The organism is Amycolatopsis sp. CFH S0740, assembly GCF_004522315.1.
In the GTDB taxonomy this organism is placed as follows: Bacteria; Actinomycetota; Actinomycetes; order Mycobacteriales; family Pseudonocardiaceae; genus Amycolatopsis; species Amycolatopsis nivea.
On record NZ_SDLS01000041.1, the window covers coordinates 46,695 to 69,994 of the forward strand.

A 23,300-nucleotide genomic window follows, 5' to 3' on the forward strand; every position below is an offset into this window, starting at 1 on the left:
TCCGGCCTCCGGCTTCACCGCTCGTGCCGTCGATCCGCTGCCCGGCTGTTCCTCGACGCTGATCCGCACGTTGGTCATCGCGGTGGATCTCGTCGACGCGGGGTGACCGGGGTTTCAGCCCAGCCGAGGGAACAGCGCGCAGGCGTTCCCGGAGTCGATCGCCCGGCTTTGTTCGGCGGTCAACCCGCTTTCGGTGTCCAGGATCTCGGTGAACCGGGTGCTCACTTCCATTGTCGCGTAAGGGAAGTCGCTGCCGTACAGAATCCGCGCGGGATCGGCGAACCGGGCGAGCGCACCGAGAGCGTATTCGCCCGACGACAGCGCCGTGTCCCAGTAGAAGCTGCGGAACCGGGCCAGCCAGTCGTCTGCGGTGGGTCCGGCGGGCTCCAGCGCGGCTTGGATCTGGCAGAACCGCAACGCCGCGAAGGGGACGAAACCGCCCGCGTGCGAAAGGATGATCCGCACGTTCGGGTAGCGCTCGGTGATGCCGTTGAACACCATGTGCACCGCGTTGCGCGTGGTGTCGAACGGATAGTCCACCATCGGTCCCGGGATGCCGGGCAGCAGCGGCACGAGCGGATGCGCGGGATGGATGAAGACCACCGCGCGGTGGCGGTCGAGCGCCTCCCAGAGCGGCGCGTACCGGTCGTCGCCCAGGTAGATGCCGTCGTAGTTGGAGAGCAGGACCACGCCGTCGGCTCGGAGCGCGCCGAACGCGTGGTCGACCTCCGCTACCGCGCCTTCGACGTCGGGCAACGGAACCGTGGCGAACAGCCCGAACCGGTCCGGGCGTTCCCGCACCAGTTCGGCGGTGTATTCGTTGACGCGGCGGGCCGTCTCGCGACGCGCCGGGCCGGTCCAGCCGGTCACGCTCGGGGCGGTGAGCGACAGTACGCTCGTGGCGATGCCGTTGGCGTCCATGAATTTCAGGTGGTCGTCGGGCGTCCACGGGGGCAGCGTCCAGCCCGACGGGTCGCCGCCGTGCTGTGCGAGGGCCTCGCCCCAGAACGGAGGGACCAGGTGGGTGTGGACGTCGATGCGTTCGCGGTCGATCATGCCTCCACCGTGCGCCCTCGCCGTCCGGCGCGGGAGGGGAAGAATCCGATCCCCCTCCCCCGGAGCCCGCGCTGATGGCACGCGACCCGCGGCTCGTCCAGCTCGGCGCGTTCCTGCACGCCCGCCGCGACGAAGCCCCGCCGCCCGCCTCCGCCGAAACGGACCGTCGTCAGGTGCCCGGTCTCCGACGCGGCGAGGTCGCCGCGCTGGCGTTCGTCAGCGACGAGTACTACACGCGGATCGAGCAGGGCCGGGTCGTGCCGAGCGCCGACGTGGTCCGCCGCATCGCCGCCGCGCTCGGGCTCGACGACGACCAGACGCAGTACGCGCTGGATCTCGTCACCGTCCCCGACGTCCCTCCGCCGAACCCGGAGCCAAGCGATCCGTTGCGCCGCCTTGTCGACCGGATGGGCGAGATTCCCGCGGTGCTCGTCGGACCGGCGACGGCGATCCTGGCCTGGAACGCCGCCGCCGCGCGGCTGATGACCGATTTCGGCGCGGTCCCGCCGGAACGCCGCCGGTACGTGCAGATGCTGTTCACCGATCCGGTGCTCCAGAGCCGGTTCGCGGACCTGGAAGCGATGCGGCGCACGACGATCGGCATCGTGCGCGCGAGCAGCCCGGCGGGCCCGCCGACCGGGGACTGGATCGACGAACTGCTCCGGACCGACGCCGAGTTCGCGGCGCTCTGGGAACGCAACGACGTCGTCCGGCCGCACACCCACCTGCGGGTGCGGCTCCGGCTGCCGGGCGGGGTCGAGGAGACGGTGGACCAGATTGTCTTGCAGGTGGTGGACGATCCCCATCAGCGGCTGATCGCGTTCGTCCCGGCTGGGTAGCCGGCCCGGTTGCTCAGAACAGCGTCGCGGGTTCCACCGGCTCCGGCTCGGGCAGCGCGTCCAAGCCAGGCACCAGCGCGCGCACGTCGTCGTGGAACCGGCGGGCGAGCGCCGGTGCTTCGTCGTTGTCGGGAGTGTGCAGGAAAACTGTCGGCGAGCGGCCTTCTCGCAGCCAGCCGGCGACCACCTCGGCCCACGGCTGCCAGCCCGCCACCGTCTCCTCCACCGAGTCCCGGCCCAGATAACGGACGACCGGCCGGTCGGTCAGCGCTCGCGTCCGGCGCGGCAACCGCGGTTTCTTCGCCCAGGCGTCCTGCTCGGCCTCGCTGGTCGGCGGGCGCTGGAAAAAGACCGTGGTGTCGAACGGCACCCACTCGGCGTCCGCGGTCGCGAGCGTCCCTTCCAGCAGCGACGCCGCGCTGGCGTCACTGAAGAACTCGGGATGCCGCACCTCCACCGCGCGCCGCAGGTCGGCGGGGAGACGGCGCAGGAAGCGGCCGAGCACGTCGACGTCCGAAGGGCCGAACGAACCGGGCACCTGGGTCCACAGCACGGCCCGCTCGCCGAGGGGTTCGAGCGCGTCCAGGAACTCCCGCATCTCGGTTTCGACCCCCGCGAACCGCCGCTCGTGCGTCACGGTCTTGGGCACCTTGACCACGAACCGGAAGTCGGGACCGGTCTGCTGCGCCCACGTCTCGACGATGCTCCGGGCCGGGGTCGCGTAGAAGGTGGTGTTGCCCTCGACCGCGTTGCACCAGCCCGCGTAGGCCCGCAGGCGTTCCTTCGCGGGCAGCGACTGCGGCAGGAACCGCCCTGGCCACGCCTTGTGCGTCCACATCGCGCAGCCGACATGAAGCCGTGCCACTTCTCGTCCGCTCCCCTCGCTCGCAAGGGAAATTACTACCCGGGCGCGGTCATCCGTGGGTCCGGGGCCGGTAGTCGCCGTACTGGTGGCGGCGTGCGGGTCCGCGGCGGCGGAGCAGGTGCGCGGGCACGTAGTGGCTGACCGGCCGCGACCACTGCTCGTCGCCGGTGACGAGCTGGTAGGTGACCCAGCCGAGCAGACCGCCGTCCTCGCGGCGCGCCCATTCGAACAGCAGCCCGGGATGCTCGGTCTCGATCCGCAGCCCGGCGCGGTCGCGCGGCGCGAGGATCTCGGTGCCGAGCACGAGCAGCTTCCGCACGCCCACCCACACCGGAATCGGCGGATCCACTTTCCGCACCGTCGACGGCCACTCGCTCACCTCAGGCTCACCTGCTCGCTTCCCCGCTCCCGGACCGCCCGCGGTTCCCGGCGGCCCGCACGGGAGTCGAACATGTGTTCGCATCGGGTGTCAAATGGGACTGGACCGCGGGTGACCGGCGTCTCGGGGCCGCTCCCGGCTTCGGGACAAGGCACAAACGGGCGCGGGGATTTTCGTGTTTTCGCCGATGACGCGCGTCGGGGCCGCTGCTTAGCATCGTCGGGGCAGACGCCCGGGTGCCCGAGCGAGATCGAAGGGGATTTCGTGATGACCAACGCCGCAGAAGTCGTTCGCCTTGATCCGTCGGACCCGGCGTTCGGCGCCGACCGGCACGCCGCCTACCGCCGCCTCCGCGAGGCCGCCCCGGTCGCGCGGACCGTGGTCAACGGGCAGGATTCCTGGCTGCTCACCGGGTACGCCGAGGTCGAGAAGGTCCTCAAGTCCCCGGCGAACACGGTGCAGCCGCACCCCGGCGAGTTCCCCGCGCACATCGGCTCCGGCCCGGCGGCGGAGTTCTACCGGTTCTCCCTGCCGAACGTGGACGCGCCCGCGCACACCCGGCTGCGCAAGCTCGCGTCGCCCGCGTTCCAGCCGCGGTCGGTCAAGCGGATGCGGGCGTGGGTGGAGGAGATCGTCACCGCGGGGCTGGACGAACTGGCCGGGCGCGACGGCGTGGTCGACTTCGTGCGCGAGTACGCGATGAAGATCCCGGCCCTGATCGCGTGCCGGCTGCTGCACGCGCCGATGGCCGACGCCGCGACGGTCCTGGAACGCATGCCCGGCCTCAACGCCGTCCTCAGCCAGGGCGACATCACGCCGGAACAGCTCGCGGAAGCCGACGCGACGGCGCAGTTCTATTTCGACTACATCGGCGACATCGTCGACACGCTGCGCGGAAAGCTCGACGAGGACGACCCGGTCGGCGCGCTGCTGCTCGCGGAAGCGGACGGCGAGCGGCTGTCGCGGACGGAGCTGGTGGTGACCCTGGTGGGGTTCTTCGTGGCCAGCTACCACACGACGATGGTCGCGATGACGAACGCGGTTTACGCGCTGACCTCGAACAAAGACCAGTTCCGCACGCTGGCCGACGACCCGTCGACGGCGAGGGCGGCGTGGGAGGAGAACCTGCGGTTCGAGGCCCCGGTGCATTTCGTGTGGCGCTACGCGGGAGCCGGCCTGGAACTGGGCGGAATCCCGATCCCCGAGGGCGACCATCTGCTGCTCGGGCTGGCCGCCGCGAACCGCGACCCGGCCCGGTTCGAGCGGCCCGACGCGTTCGACCCGCGCCGCCCCGACAACCGGCATCTCGCGTTCACCGCGGGCGGGCACTTCTGCCTCGGCGCGCCGTTATCCCGGCTGGAGGGCGAGATCCTGCTGCGCGAACTGCCGCGACGGCTGCCCGATCTGGAACTGTGCGACGCCGAACCGCCCCGCACGACCGATCTGACTTTTGCCATGATTTCCCGGCTCGACGTCGCGCCCCGGGGCCGGTGATGGGCGGCCGGTGGGGGCCCGGCGGCGCGCAGTGCGCGGTCGCGGTCACGTTCGACCACCTCGGCGAAGCAGCCGAGATCCAGCTCGGTTCGGCCCAGCCGACAGGCGATCACCACAGCGTGACGCGAGAGCTTCCGGCCTTGCTGACGATGCTGGCCGCGCACCAGTACTCCGCGACGTTCTTCGTGGAGGCGTGGAATTTCCGGCAGTACCCGGACGCGGTGCGCGCGATCGCCGAGGCGGGCCACGAGGTCGGCTGGCACGGCTGGCTGCACGAGCCGTGGCACCGGTCGTCGGCGGAGGAGATCGACGAGTCCCTCCGGCTGAGCCTGGACGCCTTCGCCGAGCTAGGCATCCGCCCGCGCGGCGCCCGGCCTCCTGCGGGACTGCTCGGTTCGCACTCGATCGACCTCCTGGCCGAGCACGGCTTCGACTACGTTTCGCTCGCCGGAACGGCCTTCGGGACCGCGATCGGCGACGCAGCGAGGCTTCCGCTTCTGCCGTATCCCTGGCACGGCGTCGACGGCGCCTACTACATCCCCGGTTTCACCCGGCTCCGCCAGCCGCCCGGCGACGAGCCGGTCGGCCCCGGCGGACTTCTCGACGGCTACGCGGCGATCGTGGACGACACGGCGGCCGCAGGCGGCTGCACCGGACTGATCTTCCACGTGCCGTGGCAGGACCGCCCCGACCGGGTCGCGGCGATCGGGACACTGGTGGACCGGCTCGCCGCGGACGACCGCGTCTGGCTCGCCCGGGCCGACGAAATCGCGGACTGGGTCCGGAGCCATCCGGCGGACTTCCCCGCCGCCGCCCACGTCGACCGGGCGCCGGCGTGGTAAGCGAGGCGTCCCGGCCGCGGTTGTCGGCAGTCCCCGGGCCGGCCGACCGCGACCGGTTCTGGGCGTCGGTCGAAGACACCCTGGACGAACTGGCGCGAGGGCTGGTCGCGCGGATCCGGGCCGAACTGCCGTCGTACGCGCGGCTTCCGGAGGACGAGCACTTCCGGAACGTCCGGGCGCTCTACGGGACGATGACGCGCAGCCTCGCCGCCGGGTCGCCGCCGGATCCCGAAGTGCTGCAATCGATCCGCGCTTCCGCCCGGCGGCGCGCGTACTACGACATGCCGGTATACGACGTGCTGGCCGCTTTCCATTACGCGCACCGGGATTTGTGGGAGGCGCTGCGGCGATCGGAGCTGGCCTCGGAAGCGCTGCTGGTCGAACTGGTCGGCCCGATGGCGCACTGGTCGCAGGCGATGAGCCAGGCGGTCGTGGACGCTTACGTGGCTCAGCAGGGCGGCCGCGAGCAGCACGAACGCGAGACGCGGGCGCGCTTTTTCGATCTCCTGCACGCGGACGGGCCCGGCGAGGGCATCGCCGACGTGATGCGCGAACTCGCCTTCGACCCGGACGGGGAGTTCACCGTCCTCGTCGCGGGAAGCCGCTGGTGGCCGCGCGAATCCGTCGACGCGCTGCAGCGCGCGGGACGGCGGATCACCGGGGTGCTGCACGTCGACGCGCGGGCGGGACTGATGACGGTCGTGTCCCAGGGCGCGGCGGTCGACGACGTCGTGACGCTCGCCGCCGAAGTCGGCGGCGAGAACCGGCCGCTCGGCATCGGGCTCGCCCGCACGGGCCCGGCCGGGATCCGGCTCGGCCTCGGCGACGCCGCGCGGGCCCTGCGGCTCGCCGAGGCCGACGGCCGCGCGGCGGTCCGGTTCGAGACCGAATGGTTCCGCGCCACGATCCCCGATCTCGCCCCGCTCATCGGCCCCCTCCTCGAACCGGCGGCCCGGATCGCGCGCGAGCAGCCCGATCTCGCCGACGCCGTCGTCGCCTACGCCGAGTCCGGATTCACCTTGCGCGGGACCGGATCCGCGCTCGCGCTGCACCCGAACTCCGTCTCCTACCGCCTCTCCCGATGGCACCAGCTGACCGGCCTCGACGTGCGGTCGTTCACCGATCTGGCGCTGTCGTTCGCGGCCGTCACCGAAGCCAGGAGGAACCCGTGAAGCTCGTCAGTTTCGGACCGCCCGGGGCGGAGGAACCAGGGGTGCTGGTCCGGCCGGACGCGATCCTTCCGCTGCGCGGAGCCGCGTTCGCCGGGGGATGGAGCGCACTGCTGGCGCGCTGGCCGGTCGCCGAACCGCTGGTGCGGGCCGCGGTCGCCGGACACGCGGGCACCGACCTGGTGCCGTTGGCCGGGACGCGGCTCGGCCCGCCGGTGCCCCGTCCCGGCACAGTCATCGCGATCGGCTTCAACTACCCGGCCCACGGCGGCGAGGTGCTCGGCGCGCGGCCCCCGGGCGAGCCGGTCGTGTTCCTCAAGCCCGCCAGCAGCGTGTGCGGCCCGGCCGACCCCATCGTCTGCCCGCCGGAGACCCGCCAGCTCGACTACGAGGTCGAACTGGCGGTGGTCATCGGCCTTGGCGGGCAACGGATCCCGCGCGCCGAAGCGCTGAAGCACGTGGCCGGGTACATGGTCGCCAACGACGTCACGGCGCGGGACGTCGCCTTCGGCGCGGGCGCGGACCATCCGCTGCTGTTCCAGATCGCGCGGGCGAAGGGGTCCCCTTCGTTCTGCCCGACCGGGCCGTGGCTGGCGACCCCGGACGAGTTCGACCCCGCCGGGGCCGGGCTGCGGCTGTGGGTCAACGGCGAACTCCGCCAGCACGACTCCACCGCGGGCATGGCGGTCGGGGTCGCCGGGCTGATCGAGTCGGTCAGCAGGTCGATGGCGCTGCGCCCGGGGGACGTCCTGCTGACCGGCACGCCGCCGGGCTGCGGCTTCCAGCTGGACCCGCCCCGTTTCCTCGCCGGCGGAGACGTCGTCGAAGCCGAGATCGACGGGCTCGGCCGCATGCGCTCCCCCGTCGTCGAGCACTCGCTGGAGAGGATCTGAAGTGCCGAAGGTGATCTTCCGGGCGCCGGACGGCGACTGGGCCGTCGACGTGCCGCCGGGCACTCCGCTGATGCAGGCCGCCCTCGACGGGGACGTCGAGGGAATCGTCGGCGAATGCGGCGGCAACGCCATGTGCGCGACCTGCCACGTCTACGTCCCCGAGGACGCCGCGCACGACTTCCCGCCGATGGGCGAGGCGGAGGACGAGATGCTGAACTGCACGGCGTCCGAGCGCCGCCCGTCCAGCCGGCTGAGCTGCCAGCTGCCCGCGCCGGAGCACGACGTGCTCGTCGACCTGCCTGAAGAACAGTGACCGGCGCCGACCCAGTCGTGATCGTGGGCGGCGGGCACGCCGGTTTCCACGTCGCGCTGTTCCTGCGCGAGGAGGGGTCAGACGTCCCGATCGTCCTCGTCGACCGGCTGGACGGCCCGCCGGTGCAGCGGCCGCCGTTGTCCAAGGCGATGCTGCTGAGCGACAGCGAACCGCGGCTGGAGTTCCGCAAACCGGAGTTCTACGCGGCGCGGGGCATCACGCTGCTGCGCGACACGGCCGCCCGGATCGACCGGGACCGGCGCGTCGTGCGGCTCGGGTCGGGCGGGTCGCTCGGCTACCGCGAGCTGGTTCTGGCGACCGGCTGCCGGGCGCGCGAAACGACCGTGCCGGGAGCCGGGCTCGCAGGAATCCGCGTGCTGCGCGTCCCGGACGACGCCCGGGCCGTCCGGGACGCGCTGGCCGAGGCGCGCGATGTCGTCGTGGTCGGCGGTGGGTTCATCGGGCTCGAGGCGGCCGCGGCCGCGCGCCGCCGGGGCTGCGCGGTCACGGTCGTGGAGAGCCTGCCCCGGGTCATGCAGCGGGTCGTGTCGGCCGGGATTTCCGGGCATTTCCGGGCGCTGCACGAGGCACAGGGCGTGCGCGTCCTCACTGGCACGACGGTCCGGGCGTTCCACGGCGACGCCCGGGTCCGGCAGGTGGAGCTCGCCGACGGCACGCGGCTCCCGGCCGACCTCGTTGTGCTCGGGATCGGCGTGGAGCCCGAAGCCGGGCTCGCGCGCGAGTGCGGACTGGCGGTCGGCGACGGGGTGGAGGTCGACGCCGCGCTGCGCACGTCGGACCCGCTGATCTCCGCGGTCGGCGACTGCGCCTCGTTCCCGGCAGGCGACGGACGCCGCCGACGGCTGGAATCGGTCCAGAACGCCGCCGATCAGGCCCGCGTCCTCGCCGCCCGCCTCGCCGGGCGGACAGTGCCGTTCGACGCGGTGCCGTGGTTCTGGACCGAGCAGTTCTCGGCCAAACTGCAGATCGCCGGACTGCTGCCGGACCGCGAGACCGAGACGGTGCGCCTCGCCGGGGAAGACGCGTTCTCCGTCCTGCATTTCCACCGCGGCCGGCTCGCCGCGGTCGAGTCGGTGAACCGGCCGGTCGACCACGTCGCCTCGCGCCGCCTCCTCGCCCGCGATGCCTGCCTCAGCCCGGACGACGCGCGCGACCCGCAGTTCCGCCTTTCCGACGCGCTAGCCACCCGAACCGGTTGAGACGCTCGGCACCTGGACGTTTCCGCCAGTGCGGAGCGGGTAAACGGCCCGCATGCGGATCGTGATCACAGGCGCCAGCGGGAACGTCGGCACCGCGCTGTTGCGTGCCCTCGGACCCGGCCACGACGTCGCCGGTGTCGCCCGCCGGGTGCCGGATCGCGCCGCTGAGCCGTACTCGCGCGCGGAATGGCATTCGGTGGACATCGGCGCGCCGGATGCCGACGAGCTGCTGACCGGGATTTTCACCGGCGCGGACGCAGTCGTGCACCTGGCCTGGGCCATCTCCCCCGCCTGGAGCGACCCGCCGATGGCGCGCACCAACGAAGGCGGCACCGCGAACGTCCTGAAAGCGGTCAGCAAGGCAGGCGTCGGACAGGTGGTGTGCGCGTCGTCAGCAGCTGCCTACGCGCCGGAGCCGAACGACGAGAAAGTCACCGAGGACTGGCCCTGTCGCGGGATCGCGGCCAGCGCGTACAGCCGGGGCAAGGCGGATCTGGAAGACGCACTGGACCTGTTCACGTCCACGCACCCGGACGTCGCGGTCGCGTGGATGCGCCCGTGCGCGATCCTGCAACGGCGAGCGGCGGGGGAATTCACCCGGTGGCTGCTCCCGCCCGCGCTGCCGCCCCGACTGATCGGCGGCCGGTTCTCGCCGGTGCCGCTGTGGCAGGGTCTGCGGCTCCAGGCCGTGCACACCGACGACGTCGCCGAAGCGTTCCGGCTGGCCCTCGAGCAGCGCGCGGTCGGCCCGTTCAACCTCGCCGCCGAGGACGTGCTCGACGCCTCCGCCTTCGCGCACGCCGTCGGCGGCACCCGGATCGCGGTGCCGAAGCCAGTCGCGCGGACGGTCGCTCGCGCGGCATGGCTGGCCGGGCTCCAGCCGTTGCACCCTGGCTGGCTTGAGCTCGCTGATCAGGCCGCGCTGGTCGACGCGTCGCGGGCGCGGCTCGTGCTCGGCTGGACGCCGCGGTACAGCTCGGCCGAAACCGTCCAGGACCTGGTCGCCGGGATGCGCCGGAAGGACGGCGCGCCGTCGGCCCCGCTCGCCTCGTCGCGCCCCGGGCTGCTCGACCGCGCAAGGGCGCTGGGCAGGGGCCGTCCGACCCGCCAGTCGCAGGCCTGAGCCCGTGCACACCGCCGACGCGATCGTCATCGGGGCCGGGCACAACGGGCTCGTCGCGGCGAACCTGCTCGCCGACGAGGGCTGGGATGTCGTGGTCCTGGAGGAACAACCCGTTCCGGGCGGGGCCTTGCGCACCGAGGAGATCACCGCCCCCGGCTTCCGCTCGGACCTGTGCGCCGCGTTCTTCCCGCTCGGCGCGGCGTCCCCGGTGCTCCGCGGCCTCGACCTGACCGAGCACGGCCTGCGCTGGCTCCACGCGCCGGACGCGCTCGCGCACGTTTTCCCGGACGACCGCTGCGCCGTCCTCTCCCGCGACCTCGACCGCACCGCGGAATCGATCGCACAGTTCGCTCCCGGAGACGCCCGATCGTGGCGGGAGCTTTTCTCGCAATGGCAAGGATTCCGCGACGAATTCCTGGACGCGCTGTTCACTCCGTTCCCGCCGGTGCGCGCCGGTGCCCGGTTCCTGCGCCGCACCGGAACCGCCGAGGTGCTGCGGCTCGCGCGGATGCTCACGCTGCCCGCCCGCCGATTCGCCCGCGAGCGGTTCGAGGGCGAGGGCGCTCGACTGCTGCTGTCCGGAAACGCCGCGCACAGCGACCTTTCCGTCGACAACGCCGGAAGCGCGGTCTTCGGCTGGCTGCTGGGGATGCTGGCCCAGGACGTCGGATTCCCGGTCCCGGAGGGCGGGGCGAGCGAACTGGTGGCCGCGTTGGTGCACAGGCTCCGCTCCAAGGGCGGATCCGTCCATTGTGGAACACCGGTGACCGAGGTGCTGGTGGCGCGCGGCAAGGCGGTCGGGGTGCGCTGCGCGGACGGCGAGCCGATCCGGGCTCGCAAGGCGGTGCTGGCGGACGTCACCGCGGAGACGTTGTACGGCAAGCTCGTCGCACCGCGATGGCTGCCTTCGCGGTTGCTGGCGGATCTCCGGGTGTTCGAATGGGACAGTGCGACGGTGAAGCTCGATTGGGCGTTGTCCGAGCCGATCCCGTGGACCGCGAAGGACGCCCGCGGCGCCGGAACCGTCCATTTAGGATGCGATGAGGACGGATTGTCCGCTTTCGGCGCGGAATTGGCCCGGGACCGGGTGCCGGAGCAGCCGTTCCTGTTGCTGGGTCAGATGACGACAGCGGATTCGACGCGGTCTCCCGCCGGTACCGAATCCGTGTGGGCGTACACGCACGTCCCGCGCGGCAGCGACCGCGACACAGTGCGGCGACAGGCCGAGCGCATCGAGGCGACGGTGGAGCGCAACGCCCCGGGGTTCCGGGATTTGATCCTCGCCCGCCGGGTGCAGGGCCCGGCGGACCTGGCCGACCACGACGCGAACCTCGTCGGCGGCGCGATCAACGGCGGCACGACGGCGATCCACCAGCAGCTGTTCTTCCGTCCGGTGCCGGGACTCGGCCGGGCCGACACGCCGGTGGACCGGCTGTACCTCGCCGGCGCCGCGGCGCACCCCGGCGGCGCGGTCCACGGCGGGCCGGGCGCGAACGCCGCCCGCGCCGCGCTGGCCCGCGAGCACCTGCTCGGCCCGGGGTACGCCGCGGTGATCCGCGCGGCGAACCGCGCCGTCTACGGCTGACTCTCGCCGGTCCCCCGCCAACGCCCGAGCGCCAACGCCGCCAACCGCGCCAGCGACTCGCGGTTCCGCGGCCCCAGCACCAGCGCCAGCACGCTTTCCGGGACCAAACCGCCCGCCCCGCTCGTCACCCGCTCGGCCATCCGCACGATCGTCTGGCCCTCGCCGTCCGGAGCCAGCGACAGCTCGATCCTCGCCGTGCCGAGCGCGCCGCCCCGGGCTTCCAGTTCCAGCGAAACGCCGGGTTCGACCGCCAGCACCACCGTGGTGTCCTCCAGTTGGACCGGCCATCCGCCGACGCTGTGGTGGATCCGCGCGCCCGGCTGGGGCCAGCTCGCGTCGACGTCGCGGATGTGGCAGCTGCCCACCACCCAGCCGGAATAGGACCAGCCGTCCGCCAGCACCTCGAACACCGCTTCCGGCGGCGCGGGCACCGTCCGGCTCACTTCGACCATGCGTCTCCTCCTCGTTTCCCGCCGGATTCCCCCGGAGGAGACGGGCAAACTCCGGGCCGGGCCGCCGCCCGGACGCTAAGACGGCGAGCTTCGCGAACGCAGGTCGCTCCGAATTGATGAACCCCGGCCCCTATCGCGGGCCGCCGAGGGAGCGCACCATGGAGCCTGGCACCGACCGGACGCACTCCCCCCAACCCGAGCGGGAAGCAACAATGCCGAATTCACGGCCGAATTCACTGGCGAGTTCGCGGGTTCCCGGACCCGCGGCCGTCGAGGCGGCGGTGGCCGCCGCTCTCCTCGCGCCGGGCGCCTCCGACGCCCCGTTCTGGCACTGGCGCACCGGGTACCGCACCCTCCACCTGTACGCGGACCCGGCCCACTGGCGAGCCGCCAACGACTCCGCCGGGCGATGGCAGACGCTCGCCAGCGGCGCGGCCCTGCACCACCTCCGGGTCGCCTTCGCCGGTCTCGGCTGGGCCTGCACGGTGGACCGGCTGCCGTGCCCGCTGGAGCCGGGCCACCTGGCCGTCGTGACGCCGCATCCCGGCGAACCGGCTCCCGGAGAGACTGCCCTGGCGACGTCGATCGCCCGCCGCCGGGAGGATTTACGGCCGTGCGGCGGGCGGCCCGTGCCGTCGGACTGCCTTGACCGGCTTTCGCAAGCCGCCGCCCGCGAAGGCGCGGTCTTGCACCCAGTGGAAGACCGCGCGGTCCGCAGGTACCTCATGACCGCGCTCGGCGAAGGCGCGCGAGTTCCTGCTCAGCTGCCTCGGGAAGAGGCGTATGCGCGAAGCGCATCCCTGGCGGCTCCGCAAGGCGTCCTCGTCCGCGCAGCCGCGGGATACCGAATCCCCCGAAGCGAAGCCGAACCGCGAAGCGACGGCGCGACGCTGGTCGTCCTCAGCACGCCTGGTGACGATCACCTCGCGTGGCTGCGCGCGGGAGAGGCGCTGAGTTCGGTGCTGCTGACCGCCACCGTCCACGGGCTCTCGTCCGGCCGGTTGAGCCGGGCCAGCCGCCGGATGCGCGAGACGCTCGCGGAACGCGTCACGCTCGGGCACGCGCCCCAGGCGGTGCTGTGGGTGGGACGGCCGCCGGTCGGCGTGAAACGGCTCCAGCGGACGCGGTCGCACGCCAGCGTCGACGACGTCCTCGAACCGCTCCAGGCGCCGGCGCGGTACGGCGGCTGACCCGCTTCGCCCGCGGTCGGCGGAAAGTTCGGTCACCGCCGCGCCGTCCACTTCCCACTGTGCCGGATGGACGCGGCTCTCGCGCCGGTGCTTTAGAGTGGCACCGTGGCAGCGGAAACCGGCGAATTCCCCCGCGCCGAGCGTCCCGGGCGCCGGCCGGTTCTCTCCGATGTCGCGCGACTGGCCGGGACCTCGACAGCGGTCGTCAGCTACGTCCTCAACGACGGACCCCGTCCGGTGGCGGAAAAGACGCGGCGCAAGGTCGAGGACGCCATCCGGATGCTCGGCTACCGGCGCAACCCGCTCGCCGGCGCGTTGAGCGGCGGACGGTCCAATCTGGTCGGTTTGCTGGTGCCGGACACCGCGAACGCTTTCTTCGGCGAGATGTCGCGCTGCCTCGAGGCCGAGGGCCGCCGCCGGGGTTTGCTCACCCTGCTCGGCAACACCGATTACCGCCCGGGCCTCGCCGACGAGTACGGCGAAGCGTTCTCCGAACTGCGTCCACGCGGGATTTTCGTGACCACCGGCGAAAAGCCGCGGCTATCGACCGAAACGCCGTGCGTGTACCTGCAATGGGCAGCACCGGACGATTCGCCCAGCGTGGCGTTCAACGACTTCGACGGCGCGCGGCTCGTCACCGAACACCTGCTCGGCCACGGATACGAAGACATTCTGTGCGTGGCAGGCGAATTCGCGGTAGGACCGGCAGAAGGCCGCGAAGGCGGCTGGCGGCGGGCGATGGCGGACGCCGGGCTGCCCACCGAAGGCAGGCTGGTCCGGACGTCGTTCGACAAGGTCGAAGCGGGCCGCGCGGTACGCGAGGTGCTGACGAGCGGCCGCCGGATCCGCGCGGTCTACGCGACCACCGACGAGCAGGCGCTGGTGACCATCCGCATCGCGCACAGCCTGGGTTTGCGCGTGCCGGAAGACCTCGCGGTCGTCGGCTTCGACGGAACCCTCGAGGCCCGCCTCGGCGACGTCCCGCTCACGACGGTCCGCGTCCCGCTGGAGGAATTCGCGGTCCGGGCCTTCGACGCGCTCGACGGGCGTGGTGATTCGTCCGTGCTGGACGGAACGCTCAGCATCGGCGTGACCTGCGGCTGCGAACCCGGTGCCGCCGAGAAACCCGCGCACGCCAAAGCCACCGCAACCGGATAACCGCCCCGCCGCGGTCACCACGGCGGGGCGGTCCGCTACACCGCCAGGGTGTTGTGCTCGTCCGACGCGTACTCCGCGTTCAGCGACAGCGCGCTGAACCGGAACGGCCGGTCCACCCGGGTGAAGCCGAGCGGGCAATGCCGCGTGCCCGCGGGCAGGTAGACCGAACCGCTGGTCGTGATCACGTGGCGGACGCCCTCGATGTCGAGGTAGATCTCCGCGCCGAGGTCGTCCGGGTCCGCCGGGTTGTTCCCGTGCCAGATCAGGACCTCGTCGTAGTCGTGCTGGTGCTCCTTGACCCACTGCACGGGGGTGTCGCATTCGCTGATCCACGTGTAGGTGAGGTGGATCTTGCTCTCCGGGACCTCCTTCGCGCGCATGAGGGCGAGCGATTCGCCGACGTTGGGCGGTTCGACGACGCCCGCCGCGGCTCCCTCGTTGACGAGATCGTCGAGACAGTTGGGCATTTTCCTCACGAACAGACGCTCGTACGGGCTGGTCATGGGGCTGCTTCCTCCTCTGCTCCGCCGGACGTCGCGGTCCGGCCGGAGCTCACTCTAAACGATTAGCTTCTCCACTTGTAGACTCTTCCCTCGCGCCGGAACTGGCCGTACCCTGTGGCGACGCTCGGCATATCTAAACGCTTAGATTTCTGGCTTCCCTGGAGGTCCCCAGTGTCGCGCAGACCCCGATGCCTGCCAACCCTCCTGCTCGCCGTCGCGCTGCTCGCCGGCTGCAGCCCGCCGTACGACGCGGCCGCGGGCGGGCCGAACACGCTTCGCGTCGCCGTTTCCGCCGACGCGGGCGAGAGCCTCAATCCCTACGTCGGCACCCAGAGCCCGATCCAGGAGCTGCGCAGCTCCCTGCTCTTCGAGGGGCTCACCGCCTTGGACCCCGAGGGCAAAGCCGAATGGCGGCTCGCCACCGGGATGGCCTCGAACGCCGACCGGACACAGTGGACGATCACGCTGCGCCCCGGCGTGAAGTTCACCGACGGCACCGAATTCACCTCCGCCGACGTCGTGTCGAGCATCAAGTACCTGCGCGATCCCGCGCATGCCGCCCAAGGCCTTGCGCTGATCCAGATGATCGACCCCGGTTCGGTCCGGGCGGTGGACAAACTCACCGTCCGGGTCGGACTGACCGAGCCGTTCAGTCCGTTCAAGGAGATCTGGGCGAGCGTCCTGCTGCCAATGACCAAAACCGGTTCGGCACCGGCGAAGCCGATCGGCACCGGACCGTTCGCGGTCAAGTCGTTCGCTCCCGGCCGGGAGTCCACAGTGGAGCGGTTCGACGGTTACTGGGGCGAGAAACCGAAGCTCAGCGCGGTCCAGCTGATCGAGTACCAAAGCCAGCAGGCGCAGGCGAACGCGTTGCTGTCCGGGCGGGTCGACATCGCCTCGAACACGAGTCCGACGATCGCGAAGTCCCTCGTCGGCCGGGACGGCATCCAGTTGCTGGACAGCAAAGGGAACTTCAGCCTGCGGATCGGGCTCAACACCGCCGTCCCGCCGTTCAGCGACGTCCGGGTCCGGCAGGCTTTGCGGCTGCTGGTCGACCGGCAGCAGATCGTGTCCAACGTCTTCAGCGGCTACGCCCGGATCGCGAACGATTACGAGACCACCGCGCCCCCGTGCGCCGCGCCGGACATCCCGCAGCGCGCTCCGGACGTCGCGGCCGCGAAACGGCTGCTGGCCGAGGCCGGGCAGACCGATCTGGCCTTCGCGATCACCACCGACGGCCTGCTGCCGGGCATGTCGGAACTGGCGCAGGTCTTCGCGCAGAACGCCGCGCAGGCCGGGGTGAAGGTGAGCGTCAACGTGGTCCCCACGCCGGAACTGCTGGCGAAATGGGGCAAGTGGCCGGCTTACGTCGACTACAACCCGGTCCCCTACCTGCCGTCCGTGCTCGGCTCGCTGCTGCCGGACCGGATCGGCAACGGCGCGAACTGGAACGACCCCGCGTTCGTGAAGCTCGCCGGGAAGCTGTTCTCCTCGCCCGAGAAAGACCAGTGCCCGCTCATGAACCGGATGCACGAGATCGAGTACACGAGCGGCCCGAACATCACGCCCGCGTTCTCCGACGTGCTGATGCCGCACCGGCCGGCCGTGCGCGGGCTGGTGCCGGACGTGAACGGCCGCCCGCTGTCGTTCCTGACCGGGGTGACCGTCGGATGACCGCGCGATGGCTCGTGCGGCGGCTCGCGCTCGGCGTGCTCGTGCTGCTGCTGGTCTCGATCCTGGTTTTCCTGGTGACGCAAGCGTTGCCGGGCGACGTAGCCCGGATCGTGCTCGGCAAGGACGCCACCGCCGAGCAAGTCGCGGCGTTGCGGCATCAGCTTGGCCTCGACCAGCCGCTCGTGACGCAGTACGGCCGCTGGCTCGGCGGGCTGCTCACCGGCGACCCGGGAGTGTCGCTGCAGAACCGGGAGCCGGTCTCGGAAATCCTGGGACCGCGGATCCTGAACTCGTTCACCCTCGGCTTCATTTCGATGCTGCTGATCCTCCCGCTCTCGGTAGTCGCCGGAGTGCTGAGCGCCGCGCGCCGCGACAGTTTCGCGGACAAAGCGTTCGTCGCGGTCACGTCGCTGAGCATGGCGCTGCCGCCGTTCGTCGTGGGCATGCTGCTGATCGCGCTGTTCGCCACCTCGCTGCTCGGGGTGCTGCCGGGGGTTTCGGACATCCCGCCCGGCGACCTGCCGTGGTGGCATCCGGCGGAACTCGTGCTGCCGGTCGCCACGCTCGCGTTCATGGGGGTGATGTACTTGGGACGCCTCGTCCGCGCTTCGGTCATCGACGCGCTGGACAGCGAATACGTGCAGATGGCCGTCCTCAAAGGACTGAGCCGCCGCCGTATCCTGTTCCGGCACGCGCTGCCCAACGCGATCGCGGCGAGCCTGCTCGCCGCCGGTCTGGTCGCCGCGGTCACGATCACCGGCGTCGTGGTGGTCGAATACGTCTACTCGTACCCCGGGCTCGGCACGGCGCTGGTCAGCGCGGTGAACTCGCACGATCTGCCGGTCCTGCAGGCGTGCGTGCTCATCCTGGCCGCCACGTACTACCTGTGCAATCTCCTCGCGGACGTCCTCGCCGCGGCAGGGCGGAGCCGATGAGCGTCTCGGTGGTGCGCCGCGCGGCCCGGACCGGACGCGCCCGGCTGGGTCTCGGTTTGCTTGCTGTTACGGCATTTATCGTCATCTTCGGCCCATTGCTCGCACCGTGGCCGCCGACCGCCATCGTCGCTCCGCCGCTGGAGGGGCCGAGCGCGGAATTCCCGCTGGGCACGGATCTTCTCGGCCGGGACGTGCTCAGCCGCCTGCTCTCCGGAGGCGGCACCCTCACCTGGATGACGCTGCTGGCCACCGCCATCGGCGTAGTCCTCGGCGCACTCATCGGGCTGACCGCGGCCTACCGCGACGGGCTCGCCGACACCGTCCTCATGCGCGCGATGGACGTCGTGCTGAGTTTCCCGGAGACCATCTTCGTGCTGGTTTTCGTGGCCGCGTTCGGCCGGCACCCGCTGCTCACCGCGTCGCTCGTCGGGGTGGCGTTCGCGCCCGGCGTCTCGCGCGTGCTGCGCGGTGCGGCGCTGCCGGTGCTCGACAGCGAATATGTGTTGTGGGCCAAGGCGAACGGACTGCCCGGGCGGCAGATCGTCCTCGGCGAGGTGCTGCCCGGGGTGACGTCGCCGCTGATGGTGGAGACCGGAATGCGGCTGGTGTGGGCGGTCACCGCGATCGCTTCGCTGAACTATCTCGGCTTCGGCATCGCGCCGCCCGCTCCGGACTGGGGGCTCATGGTCAGCGAGAACCAGGACGGTCTTGCGGCCGCGCCGCTGCCCGTGCTGACGCCGATCGCGCTGATCCTGATGATGGCGCTCGGCGGCAACCTCGTCGCCGAGTCCGTCGCCCGGACGGTCAGCCGCACGGAAGGAAAGAGCTGACGTGACCGACCTCGTCAAGGAAGTCGTAGTCTCGGGTGTGACCGTCGAGGCCGCCGGGAACCCCATCGTCCGGGAGATCGGCTTCGAACTCGGCCGGGGCGAGGTCCTCGGCGTGGTCGGCGAGTCAGGGTCCGGCAAGAGCACGCTCGCGCTCGCGTTGCTGGGCTTCGCCAGGTCCGGCGCGAAGATCACGGGCGGACAGGTCGTGGTCGACGGGGTGAATCTGCTTTCCTTGCCCGCCGCGGAATTGCACCGTGCGCGAGGCCGGAAAGTCGCGTACGTGCCCCAGGATCCGGCGACCGCGCTGAACCCGAGCCTGCGTGTCTCGACCCAGCTGACCGAGGGATCGGGCCAGCCGCTGCCCCAGGTCCGGCAGTTGCTGGACACCGTCGGACTGCCCGGCGACGACGCGTTCCTGCGCCGCCGCCCGCGTCAACTGTCCGGCGGCCAGCAGCAACGGGTCGCCATCGCGATGGCCGTCGCCGCCGGGCCGCGGTTGATCGTGCTCGACGAGCCGACGACCGGACTCGACGTCGCCACCCAGTCCCGCGTGCTCGACCTGGTCCGGGACCTGTGCCGGACCCGCGACCTGGCGGCGATCTACGTGTCGCACGATCTCGCGGTGGTTTCCGACGTCGCCGACCAGGTGATGGTGATGTACGGCGGCGAGGTGGTCGAGCACGGCCCCGCCCGCGAGGTCCTGACCCGCGCCGCGCACCCCTACACCCGGGCTCTGCTGGCGGCCGTCCCCTCCGCAACCCACCGGCAGCGGCTGGTCCCCATCCGCGGCCGAGCGCCCGGTATCGACGATCCTCGTGCCGGGTGCGTCTTCGCACCACGCTGCGATCACGCCACGACCGCTTGCGGCACAACACATCCGGCGCTGACTCGCTCGGCTTCGGGCACTCTCGCACGGTGCATCCGCGCGGACGAAGTAGCTCAGACTGCGCGAAGCGTGCCGCGCGCACCCGAGCCGGACCCACCTGCCGCGGACCAAGCGGCGCTGTTATCGGTCTCCGGCCTGAACGCCAGCTACCGCGGACGACAGGTCGTCTTCGACGTCTCCTTCGACCTGCGGCCCGGCCAATGCCTCGCGGTCGTCGGCGAATCCGGCAGCGGCAAGACCACCATGTCGCGGTGCCTGGCCGGACTGCACACCGAGCAGCAAGGTTCGGTGATCTTCGAAGGCAAGCCAGTCCCGCCCGCCGCCGCCCGGCGAGATTCCCGTACCCGGCGCGAACTGCAGTACGTTTTCCAGAACCCCTATGGCTCGTTGAGTCCACATCGGACGGTCGAGGACGGTCTGCTGGTCCCCCTGCGGCACTATTTCGGCGTAACCGCCCGCGAAGGCCGCCGCCGGGCCCGCGCCGCACTCGACCGCGTCGAGATCCCCGCCCGGCTGGGCGGCCGCTACCCGGCGGAACTGTCCGGCGGACAACGCCAGCGAGTCGCGATCGCCCGGGCGCTGGTATGCGAGCCGAAACTGATCATCTGCGACGAGGTGACGTCCGCTTTGGACGTTTCCGTGCAAGCGTCCGTGGTGGAATTGCTGCGCTCATTGATGAACGACGGACCCTCGATGATCTTCGTGACGCATAATCTCGCGGTCGTGCGCAGCATTTCGGACGAGGTCGTCGTGCTCAGCGAAGGCCGGGCCGTCGAGTCAGGACGGACTGACCAGGTACTCGCCGCGCCGTCGCATCCGTACACGCGGAGCCTGCTCGCCGCAACACTGGAGGTCCCTACGAGCTGGCGCGGCGATAGCGGATGTGGGTGGTGAGCGGCGAATGCAGCACCTCGACGGGCTCGAAACCGAAGGATTCCACCCCGTCGAACATGCTCTCGCCCGACCCGAGCAGCACGGGCGCGATGTCGAGCGTGAACTCGTCGATCACCCCGGCGATCAGCGCCTGCCGAACCGTCGACGCCCCGCCGGCGATGTCGACGCCCCTGTCCCCAGCGGCTTCACACGCCGCTGCGTAGGCGGCGTCGAACCCGTCGGTGACGAAGTAGAACGTCGTCCCGCCCTCCATCTCGATCGGCTCGTGGTGATGATGAGTCAACACGAACACCGGCGCGTGATACGGCGGTTCGGCGCCCCACCAGCCGGACCAGTCCTCGTCCCAGTCGCCGCGGACGGGACCGAACATGTTCCGCCCCATCACATACGCACCCCTGGGCCGCATCAGCCACTCGCTGGCGGTCTTGTCGGCGTCGGTGGCGCGGGGGTCGCCGATGTGCCAGCCGTGCAACTCCACCCCCCGCTTGCCGAGCGGGTCCTCCCGGCTCTGCGCCGGCCCGGCGACGAACCCGTCCAGCGACATCGACATGTGACAGGTGGTGTCCGGCATGGCGGACCTCCCGAGTGATTGCGGTTTGCAAGCGGTTGGGAGGAAGATAGCACCGAGGAGGCGGGAACGCCATGCGTTGAGCGGGATCCGGTGCCGAGTCGGCTCAGTCAGCCAGCTTGCCCAGGAATGTGGTGGTGCGGTGCCAGGCGAAGTACGGCTCGGAAGCTTCCCGGTGCGCCCCGCAGCGACGACCGGCCAGGTGCTGCATGCGCAGTTTCAGGCTCCCGGCGGGAAGTTTGCCGAGTTCGACGGTCCGGATGCAGCCGGTTCCGTCGACCGTCACCCAACCCGCCTCGTAGAGGATGTCGCAGCCGAAGCTGCAGGCGAGCATGGCGATGTCGCGGAGATTCCGCCGTTCATCGTCGGTGCAGGCTGCGCGCTTCTTCACGTGCGCGGCAACCAGGAAGTCCACCGGGAACTCATCGCCGCACAACGCACACAGCGCAGAGGTGCGCTCGTTAGCGAGCAACCGGCGGAGCTTGCGCTGCTCGGTCCGGACTTTGACCTGCGCCCGCACGTCCAGCTCGCCGTAATGGACGTCCGTCGCGTCGGGTTCGGCGGCAGAGCTGTGCAACGTCACCGTTGCCGGGGAGGTGGTGGTCGTGACGTGCGGCAGCGTGGCAAGGACTGCCCCGACGAAAGCACTCCGGTGACCGAGTTCCTCCACGGAAACCTGGATCTTGCCGCGCGCGGTGAGCACGTCCAGCCCGTACTGGATGTCGACGAGGGGGACGGCCTGCCCGCCCGGGGACCGGTCGGTGCCCACCAGCACCGACCCGTCCTCGACATCGATGATCCGGTTCTCCTTGCCGGTGACCGTCCGGATCGTCTCGCCCTTGAGGCTGCGGAGCAGGTCGCCCACCAGTGCCTCGCTCGCCGAGGGTGCGGCGAGATCCGCCTCGAGCTGCGCCGCGTCGCCCGGCCCGCAACCCGGAACCTCCAGCCGCAGCTCGATCCGCTTCTGGTTGTTGCCCTCTTTCGCTGCGCCGTCTTTCAGGCCGACCCTCCCGGACGCCCGGGTGATCTGCCGCCGCACCTGCCCGATGTCGCGCTCTTCGGCCAAATGGATCGGAACCGGGACGATGCTGCGCTCTTCCTCCGGCAGGCGGTTGGCCTGCGACGACGCGACCACGCCGGAGACCACGACCGCTTGCCGGTCCCGAAGGCGGCGGAGCAACAGCGTCAAGGCCTCGTTGTACTGATTGTTGCGCGGCTGCGGCCCGGCGCTCCGGCCGCCTGCGCTCTCCATGACCAGGCTCAACCGCTCGCCGTCGGAAACCACGGAGAACTCCGCGTTCAGCTCATTGCCGTCGTCTTTGCGCGCAAACACGGGATCAGCTTTCCAGACCTGGCCGGCCGCCGTCGACGATCAGAACAGCGAACCCGCCCCGATCGCCGCACATACCGACAAGAACAGTCCGCCCACCGCGAAGCCCAGCGGTTTCTGCCGCCATGCCGTGTGCCGGTCCAGGGCGTACCACCCCGGGCCGGTCAGCAGCAATGCCAATGCCATCGCCGCGAGGGTCAGTTCCAGTTCGAATCCCGGGCCGCTGGTGCCGAACAGGCCGCCTGACCACTTGACCCGGACCGCGCTGATCGCCACGCCCAGCAGGCCTGCCGCGGCGAGCGGGGTCAGCAGGCCCAGCGCCAGCAGGACCGCGCCGGCGACTTCGGTGATGCCGGTCAGCCAGGTCAGGAATTCGATGTTGTGGCTGAACCCGTAGCCGCGCAACACGTTCTCGAAGTGTGCCATGCCCGCACCGCCGAACAGGCCGAAGACCTGCGTGAGCCCGTGCGCCCCCATCGCGACCGACAGCATCAGCCGCAGCACCAGCAGACCGAAGTCCAAGCCGCCATTCTCATCCGACCAACGGGACATGTTCGCCACGCCGGACACCCTAGCCATCCCGCGGGCCGGTCCCGGCGACCCACCGGACGTGTCGCGGAAACCGTCACGGCGCGGATGCGGCGCCCTCGGGCAGATAGCTGTCCCGGAAACCGAACGCGCTCGGCGAAGGTCCCTTCTCCCGCAGCAGTTCCAGCCGCTCGACGGCCTCCTCGACCGTCGGGACGTGCCCGGCGGGCACCCACCACAGCACCTGGAACGGCGCCTTCGGCAGTTCGAACCATTCCGACCGGCGGCGCAGCATGTCGAGGTGGCCGCTGCGGTAGACGTAGTCCCACAGCGCGTCGCGGCTCTCCCAGACCGACATGTTCACCAGGACGTCGTCGCCGAGCGAGGTCCGCAGCGAGGTCGCGTCGTTGCCGCCGTCCTCGACCAGGCGCCACACGAAGCCGGGCGCGTTGTCGGCGACCTCGTTCAGCGTGTCGAGCATCGACGTGAAGCCGTGCATCCGGGGGTCTTCGAGGGGATGTCTGAGGATGCCCACGTTGAGCTGGGCGAGGTGATGTTCGCTCACTCGTTCACC

At 71.2% G+C, this 23,300-nt stretch carries 24 protein-coding genes; 15 read left to right on the top strand and 9 right to left on the bottom strand.

Features of this window, described 5'->3' with window-relative positions; translation table 11 throughout:
* Positions 1–114 precede the first annotated feature (114 nt).
* Positions 115–1,056 (bottom strand): amidohydrolase family protein, encoded by a 942-nt coding sequence (locus EIZ45_RS41360; protein WP_134669047.1) that lies wholly within the window; start codon positions 1,054–1,056, stop codon positions 115–117.
* A gap of 74 nt (positions 1,057–1,130) precedes the next feature.
* Between EIZ45_RS41360 and EIZ45_RS41365 the strand changes: the two genes are divergently transcribed.
* Positions 1,131–1,895, top strand: coding sequence for a helix-turn-helix domain-containing protein (locus EIZ45_RS41365; RefSeq protein ID WP_134669045.1), 765 nt, complete (start codon positions 1,131–1,133; stop codon positions 1,893–1,895).
* A gap of 13 nt (positions 1,896–1,908) precedes the next feature.
* Here EIZ45_RS41365 and EIZ45_RS41370 read toward each other — a convergent pair whose 3' ends face one another.
* Both EIZ45_RS41370 and EIZ45_RS41375 read right to left on the bottom strand, forming a co-directional pair.
* The gene (locus EIZ45_RS41370; RefSeq protein WP_134669115.1) at positions 1,909–2,733 is read right to left on the bottom strand and encodes a DUF72 domain-containing protein; all 825 of its coding nucleotides are present in this window, start codon (positions 2,731–2,733) and stop codon (positions 1,909–1,911) included.
* Positions 2,734–2,809: 76 nt separating this feature from the next.
* Positions 2,810–3,139: a hypothetical protein gene (locus EIZ45_RS41375; protein ID WP_051171685.1), complete on the bottom strand. Its 330-nt coding sequence runs from the start codon at positions 3,137–3,139 to the stop codon at positions 2,810–2,812.
* A gap of 267 nt (positions 3,140–3,406) precedes the next feature.
* On the opposite strand from EIZ45_RS41375, the gene EIZ45_RS41380 reads away from it, so the two are divergent.
* Genes EIZ45_RS41380 through EIZ45_RS41415 form a run of 8 tightly spaced genes read left to right on the top strand, consistent with a single transcriptional unit; the run spans position 3,407 to position 11,778 of the window.
* On the top strand, positions 3,407–4,633 hold the full coding sequence (locus EIZ45_RS41380) for a cytochrome P450 (RefSeq protein ID WP_134669043.1): 1,227 nt from the start codon (positions 3,407–3,409) through the stop codon (positions 4,631–4,633).
* Positions 4,633–5,475 carry a polysaccharide deacetylase family protein gene (locus EIZ45_RS41385; RefSeq protein ID WP_134669041.1) on the top strand — a complete coding sequence of 281 codons (843 nt, stop codon included), beginning with the start codon at positions 4,633–4,635 and terminating at the stop codon, positions 5,473–5,475. Before EIZ45_RS41380 ends, EIZ45_RS41385 begins: the two co-directional genes overlap by 1 nt.
* A gap of 20 nt (positions 5,476–5,495) precedes the next feature.
* Positions 5,496–6,647, top strand: a complete 1,152-nt coding sequence (locus EIZ45_RS41390) for a helix-turn-helix domain-containing protein (protein WP_134669039.1) — start codon at positions 5,496–5,498, stop codon at positions 6,645–6,647.
* Positions 6,644–7,537 carry a fumarylacetoacetate hydrolase family protein gene (locus EIZ45_RS41395; RefSeq protein WP_037820667.1) on the top strand — a complete coding sequence of 298 codons (894 nt, stop codon included), beginning with the start codon at positions 6,644–6,646 and terminating at the stop codon, positions 7,535–7,537. Before EIZ45_RS41390 ends, EIZ45_RS41395 begins: the two co-directional genes overlap by 4 nt.
* Position 7,538: 1 nt before the next feature.
* Positions 7,539–7,850 (top strand): 2Fe-2S iron-sulfur cluster-binding protein, encoded by a 312-nt coding sequence (locus EIZ45_RS41400; protein ID WP_134669034.1) that lies wholly within the window; start codon positions 7,539–7,541, stop codon positions 7,848–7,850.
* Complete coding sequence (locus tag EIZ45_RS41405; protein WP_134669031.1) at positions 7,847–9,070, top strand: NAD(P)/FAD-dependent oxidoreductase; 1,224 nt, start codon at positions 7,847–7,849, stop codon at positions 9,068–9,070. Before EIZ45_RS41400 ends, EIZ45_RS41405 begins: the two co-directional genes overlap by 4 nt.
* Positions 9,071–9,122: 52 nt before the next feature.
* A complete protein-coding gene (locus EIZ45_RS41410; protein ID WP_134669029.1) occupies positions 9,123–10,193 on the top strand; it encodes an NAD-dependent epimerase/dehydratase family protein in 1,071 nt (356 codons plus the stop codon).
* A 4-nt stretch (positions 10,194–10,197) separates the two neighbouring features.
* A complete protein-coding gene (locus EIZ45_RS41415; protein ID WP_134669027.1) occupies positions 10,198–11,778 on the top strand; it encodes an NAD(P)/FAD-dependent oxidoreductase in 1,581 nt (526 codons plus the stop codon).
* On the opposite strand, the gene EIZ45_RS41420 is transcribed toward EIZ45_RS41415, so the two are convergent.
* The gene (locus EIZ45_RS41420) at positions 11,769–12,230 is read right to left on the bottom strand and encodes an SRPBCC family protein (protein ID WP_037820677.1); all 462 of its coding nucleotides are present in this window, start codon (positions 12,228–12,230) and stop codon (positions 11,769–11,771) included. The two genes, EIZ45_RS41415 and EIZ45_RS41420, sit on opposite strands and share 10 nt — an antisense overlap.
* A 212-nt stretch (positions 12,231–12,442) precedes the next feature.
* On the opposite strand from EIZ45_RS41420, the gene EIZ45_RS41425 reads away from it, so the two are divergent.
* Positions 12,443–13,420: an NAD(P)H nitroreductase gene (locus EIZ45_RS41425; protein ID WP_134669025.1), complete on the top strand. Its 978-nt coding sequence runs from the start codon at positions 12,443–12,445 to the stop codon at positions 13,418–13,420.
* Between the two features lie 105 nt (positions 13,421–13,525).
* Positions 13,526–14,578: a LacI family DNA-binding transcriptional regulator gene (locus EIZ45_RS41430; RefSeq protein ID WP_134669023.1), complete on the top strand. Its 1,053-nt coding sequence runs from the start codon at positions 13,526–13,528 to the stop codon at positions 14,576–14,578.
* A gap of 35 nt (positions 14,579–14,613) precedes the next feature.
* Here EIZ45_RS41430 and EIZ45_RS41435 read toward each other — a convergent pair whose 3' ends face one another.
* Complete coding sequence (locus EIZ45_RS41435) at positions 14,614–15,081, bottom strand: hypothetical protein (protein WP_134669021.1); 468 nt, start codon at positions 15,079–15,081, stop codon at positions 14,614–14,616.
* Between the two features lie 171 nt (positions 15,082–15,252).
* Between EIZ45_RS41435 and EIZ45_RS41440 the strand changes: the two genes are divergently transcribed.
* From EIZ45_RS41440 to EIZ45_RS41455, 4 genes are read left to right on the top strand one after another with little or no spacing between them, the layout of a single operon-like run.
* The gene (locus tag EIZ45_RS41440) at positions 15,253–16,755 is read left to right on the top strand and encodes an ABC transporter substrate-binding protein (RefSeq protein ID WP_205670275.1); all 1,503 of its coding nucleotides are present in this window, start codon (positions 15,253–15,255) and stop codon (positions 16,753–16,755) included.
* Positions 16,752–17,690, top strand: a complete 939-nt coding sequence (locus tag EIZ45_RS41445; RefSeq protein WP_134669016.1) for an ABC transporter permease — start codon at positions 16,752–16,754, stop codon at positions 17,688–17,690. Before EIZ45_RS41440 ends, EIZ45_RS41445 begins: the two co-directional genes overlap by 4 nt.
* The gene (locus tag EIZ45_RS41450; protein WP_134669014.1) at positions 17,687–18,520 is read left to right on the top strand and encodes an ABC transporter permease; all 834 of its coding nucleotides are present in this window, start codon (positions 17,687–17,689) and stop codon (positions 18,518–18,520) included. Before EIZ45_RS41445 ends, EIZ45_RS41450 begins: the two co-directional genes overlap by 4 nt.
* Before the next feature lies 1 nt (position 18,521).
* Positions 18,522–20,300 carry an ABC transporter ATP-binding protein gene (locus tag EIZ45_RS41455; protein WP_134669011.1) on the top strand — a complete coding sequence of 593 codons (1,779 nt, stop codon included), beginning with the start codon at positions 18,522–18,524 and terminating at the stop codon, positions 20,298–20,300.
* Here the strand turns inward: EIZ45_RS41455 and EIZ45_RS41460 are convergent.
* From EIZ45_RS41460 to EIZ45_RS41475, 4 genes are all read right to left on the bottom strand, one after another.
* Positions 20,263–20,871, bottom strand: coding sequence for a dihydrofolate reductase family protein (locus EIZ45_RS41460; RefSeq protein WP_134730025.1), 609 nt, complete (start codon positions 20,869–20,871; stop codon positions 20,263–20,265). The genes EIZ45_RS41455 and EIZ45_RS41460 overlap by 38 nt on opposite strands.
* A gap of 103 nt (positions 20,872–20,974) precedes the next feature.
* Positions 20,975–22,201 carry a hypothetical protein gene (locus EIZ45_RS41465; protein WP_134669007.1) on the bottom strand — a complete coding sequence of 409 codons (1,227 nt, stop codon included), beginning with the start codon at positions 22,199–22,201 and terminating at the stop codon, positions 20,975–20,977.
* A gap of 39 nt (positions 22,202–22,240) precedes the next feature.
* Positions 22,241–22,720 carry a DoxX family membrane protein gene (locus EIZ45_RS41470; protein WP_200864202.1) on the bottom strand — a complete coding sequence of 160 codons (480 nt, stop codon included), beginning with the start codon at positions 22,718–22,720 and terminating at the stop codon, positions 22,241–22,243.
* A gap of 103 nt (positions 22,721–22,823) precedes the next feature.
* The gene (locus EIZ45_RS41475) at positions 22,824–23,291 is read right to left on the bottom strand and encodes a DUF3291 domain-containing protein (protein WP_134669004.1); all 468 of its coding nucleotides are present in this window, start codon (positions 23,289–23,291) and stop codon (positions 22,824–22,826) included.
* Between the last annotated feature and the right edge of the window lie 9 nt (positions 23,292–23,300).

Coding starts and splice junctions, on each gene's coding strand:
- EIZ45_RS41360 (WP_134669047.1), bottom strand. CDS start 1,056: ATGATCGACCGCGAACGCATCGACGTCCACACCCACCTGGTCCCTCCG.
- EIZ45_RS41365 (WP_134669045.1), top strand. CDS start 1,131: ATGGCACGCGACCCGCGGCTCGTCCAGCTCGGCGCGTTCCTGCACGCC.
- EIZ45_RS41370 (WP_134669115.1), bottom strand. CDS start 2,733: ATGTGGACGCACAAGGCGTGGCCAGGGCGGTTCCTGCCGCAGTCGCTG.
- EIZ45_RS41380 (WP_134669043.1), top strand. CDS start 3,407: ATGACCAACGCCGCAGAAGTCGTTCGCCTTGATCCGTCGGACCCGGCG.
- EIZ45_RS41385 (WP_134669041.1), top strand. CDS start 4,633: ATGGGCGGCCGGTGGGGGCCCGGCGGCGCGCAGTGCGCGGTCGCGGTC.
- EIZ45_RS41410 (WP_134669029.1), top strand. CDS start 9,123: ATGCGGATCGTGATCACAGGCGCCAGCGGGAACGTCGGCACCGCGCTG.
- EIZ45_RS41420 (WP_037820677.1), bottom strand. CDS start 12,230: ATGGTCGAAGTGAGCCGGACGGTGCCCGCGCCGCCGGAAGCGGTGTTC.
- EIZ45_RS41425 (WP_134669025.1), top strand. CDS start 12,443: ATGCCGAATTCACGGCCGAATTCACTGGCGAGTTCGCGGGTTCCCGGA.
- EIZ45_RS41435 (WP_134669021.1), bottom strand. CDS start 15,081: ATGACCAGCCCGTACGAGCGTCTGTTCGTGAGGAAAATGCCCAACTGT.
- EIZ45_RS41445 (WP_134669016.1), top strand. CDS start 16,752: ATGACCGCGCGATGGCTCGTGCGGCGGCTCGCGCTCGGCGTGCTCGTG.
- EIZ45_RS41450 (WP_134669014.1), top strand. CDS start 17,687: ATGAGCGTCTCGGTGGTGCGCCGCGCGGCCCGGACCGGACGCGCCCGG.
- EIZ45_RS41460 (WP_134730025.1), bottom strand. CDS start 20,871: ATGCCGGACACCACCTGTCACATGTCGATGTCGCTGGACGGGTTCGTC.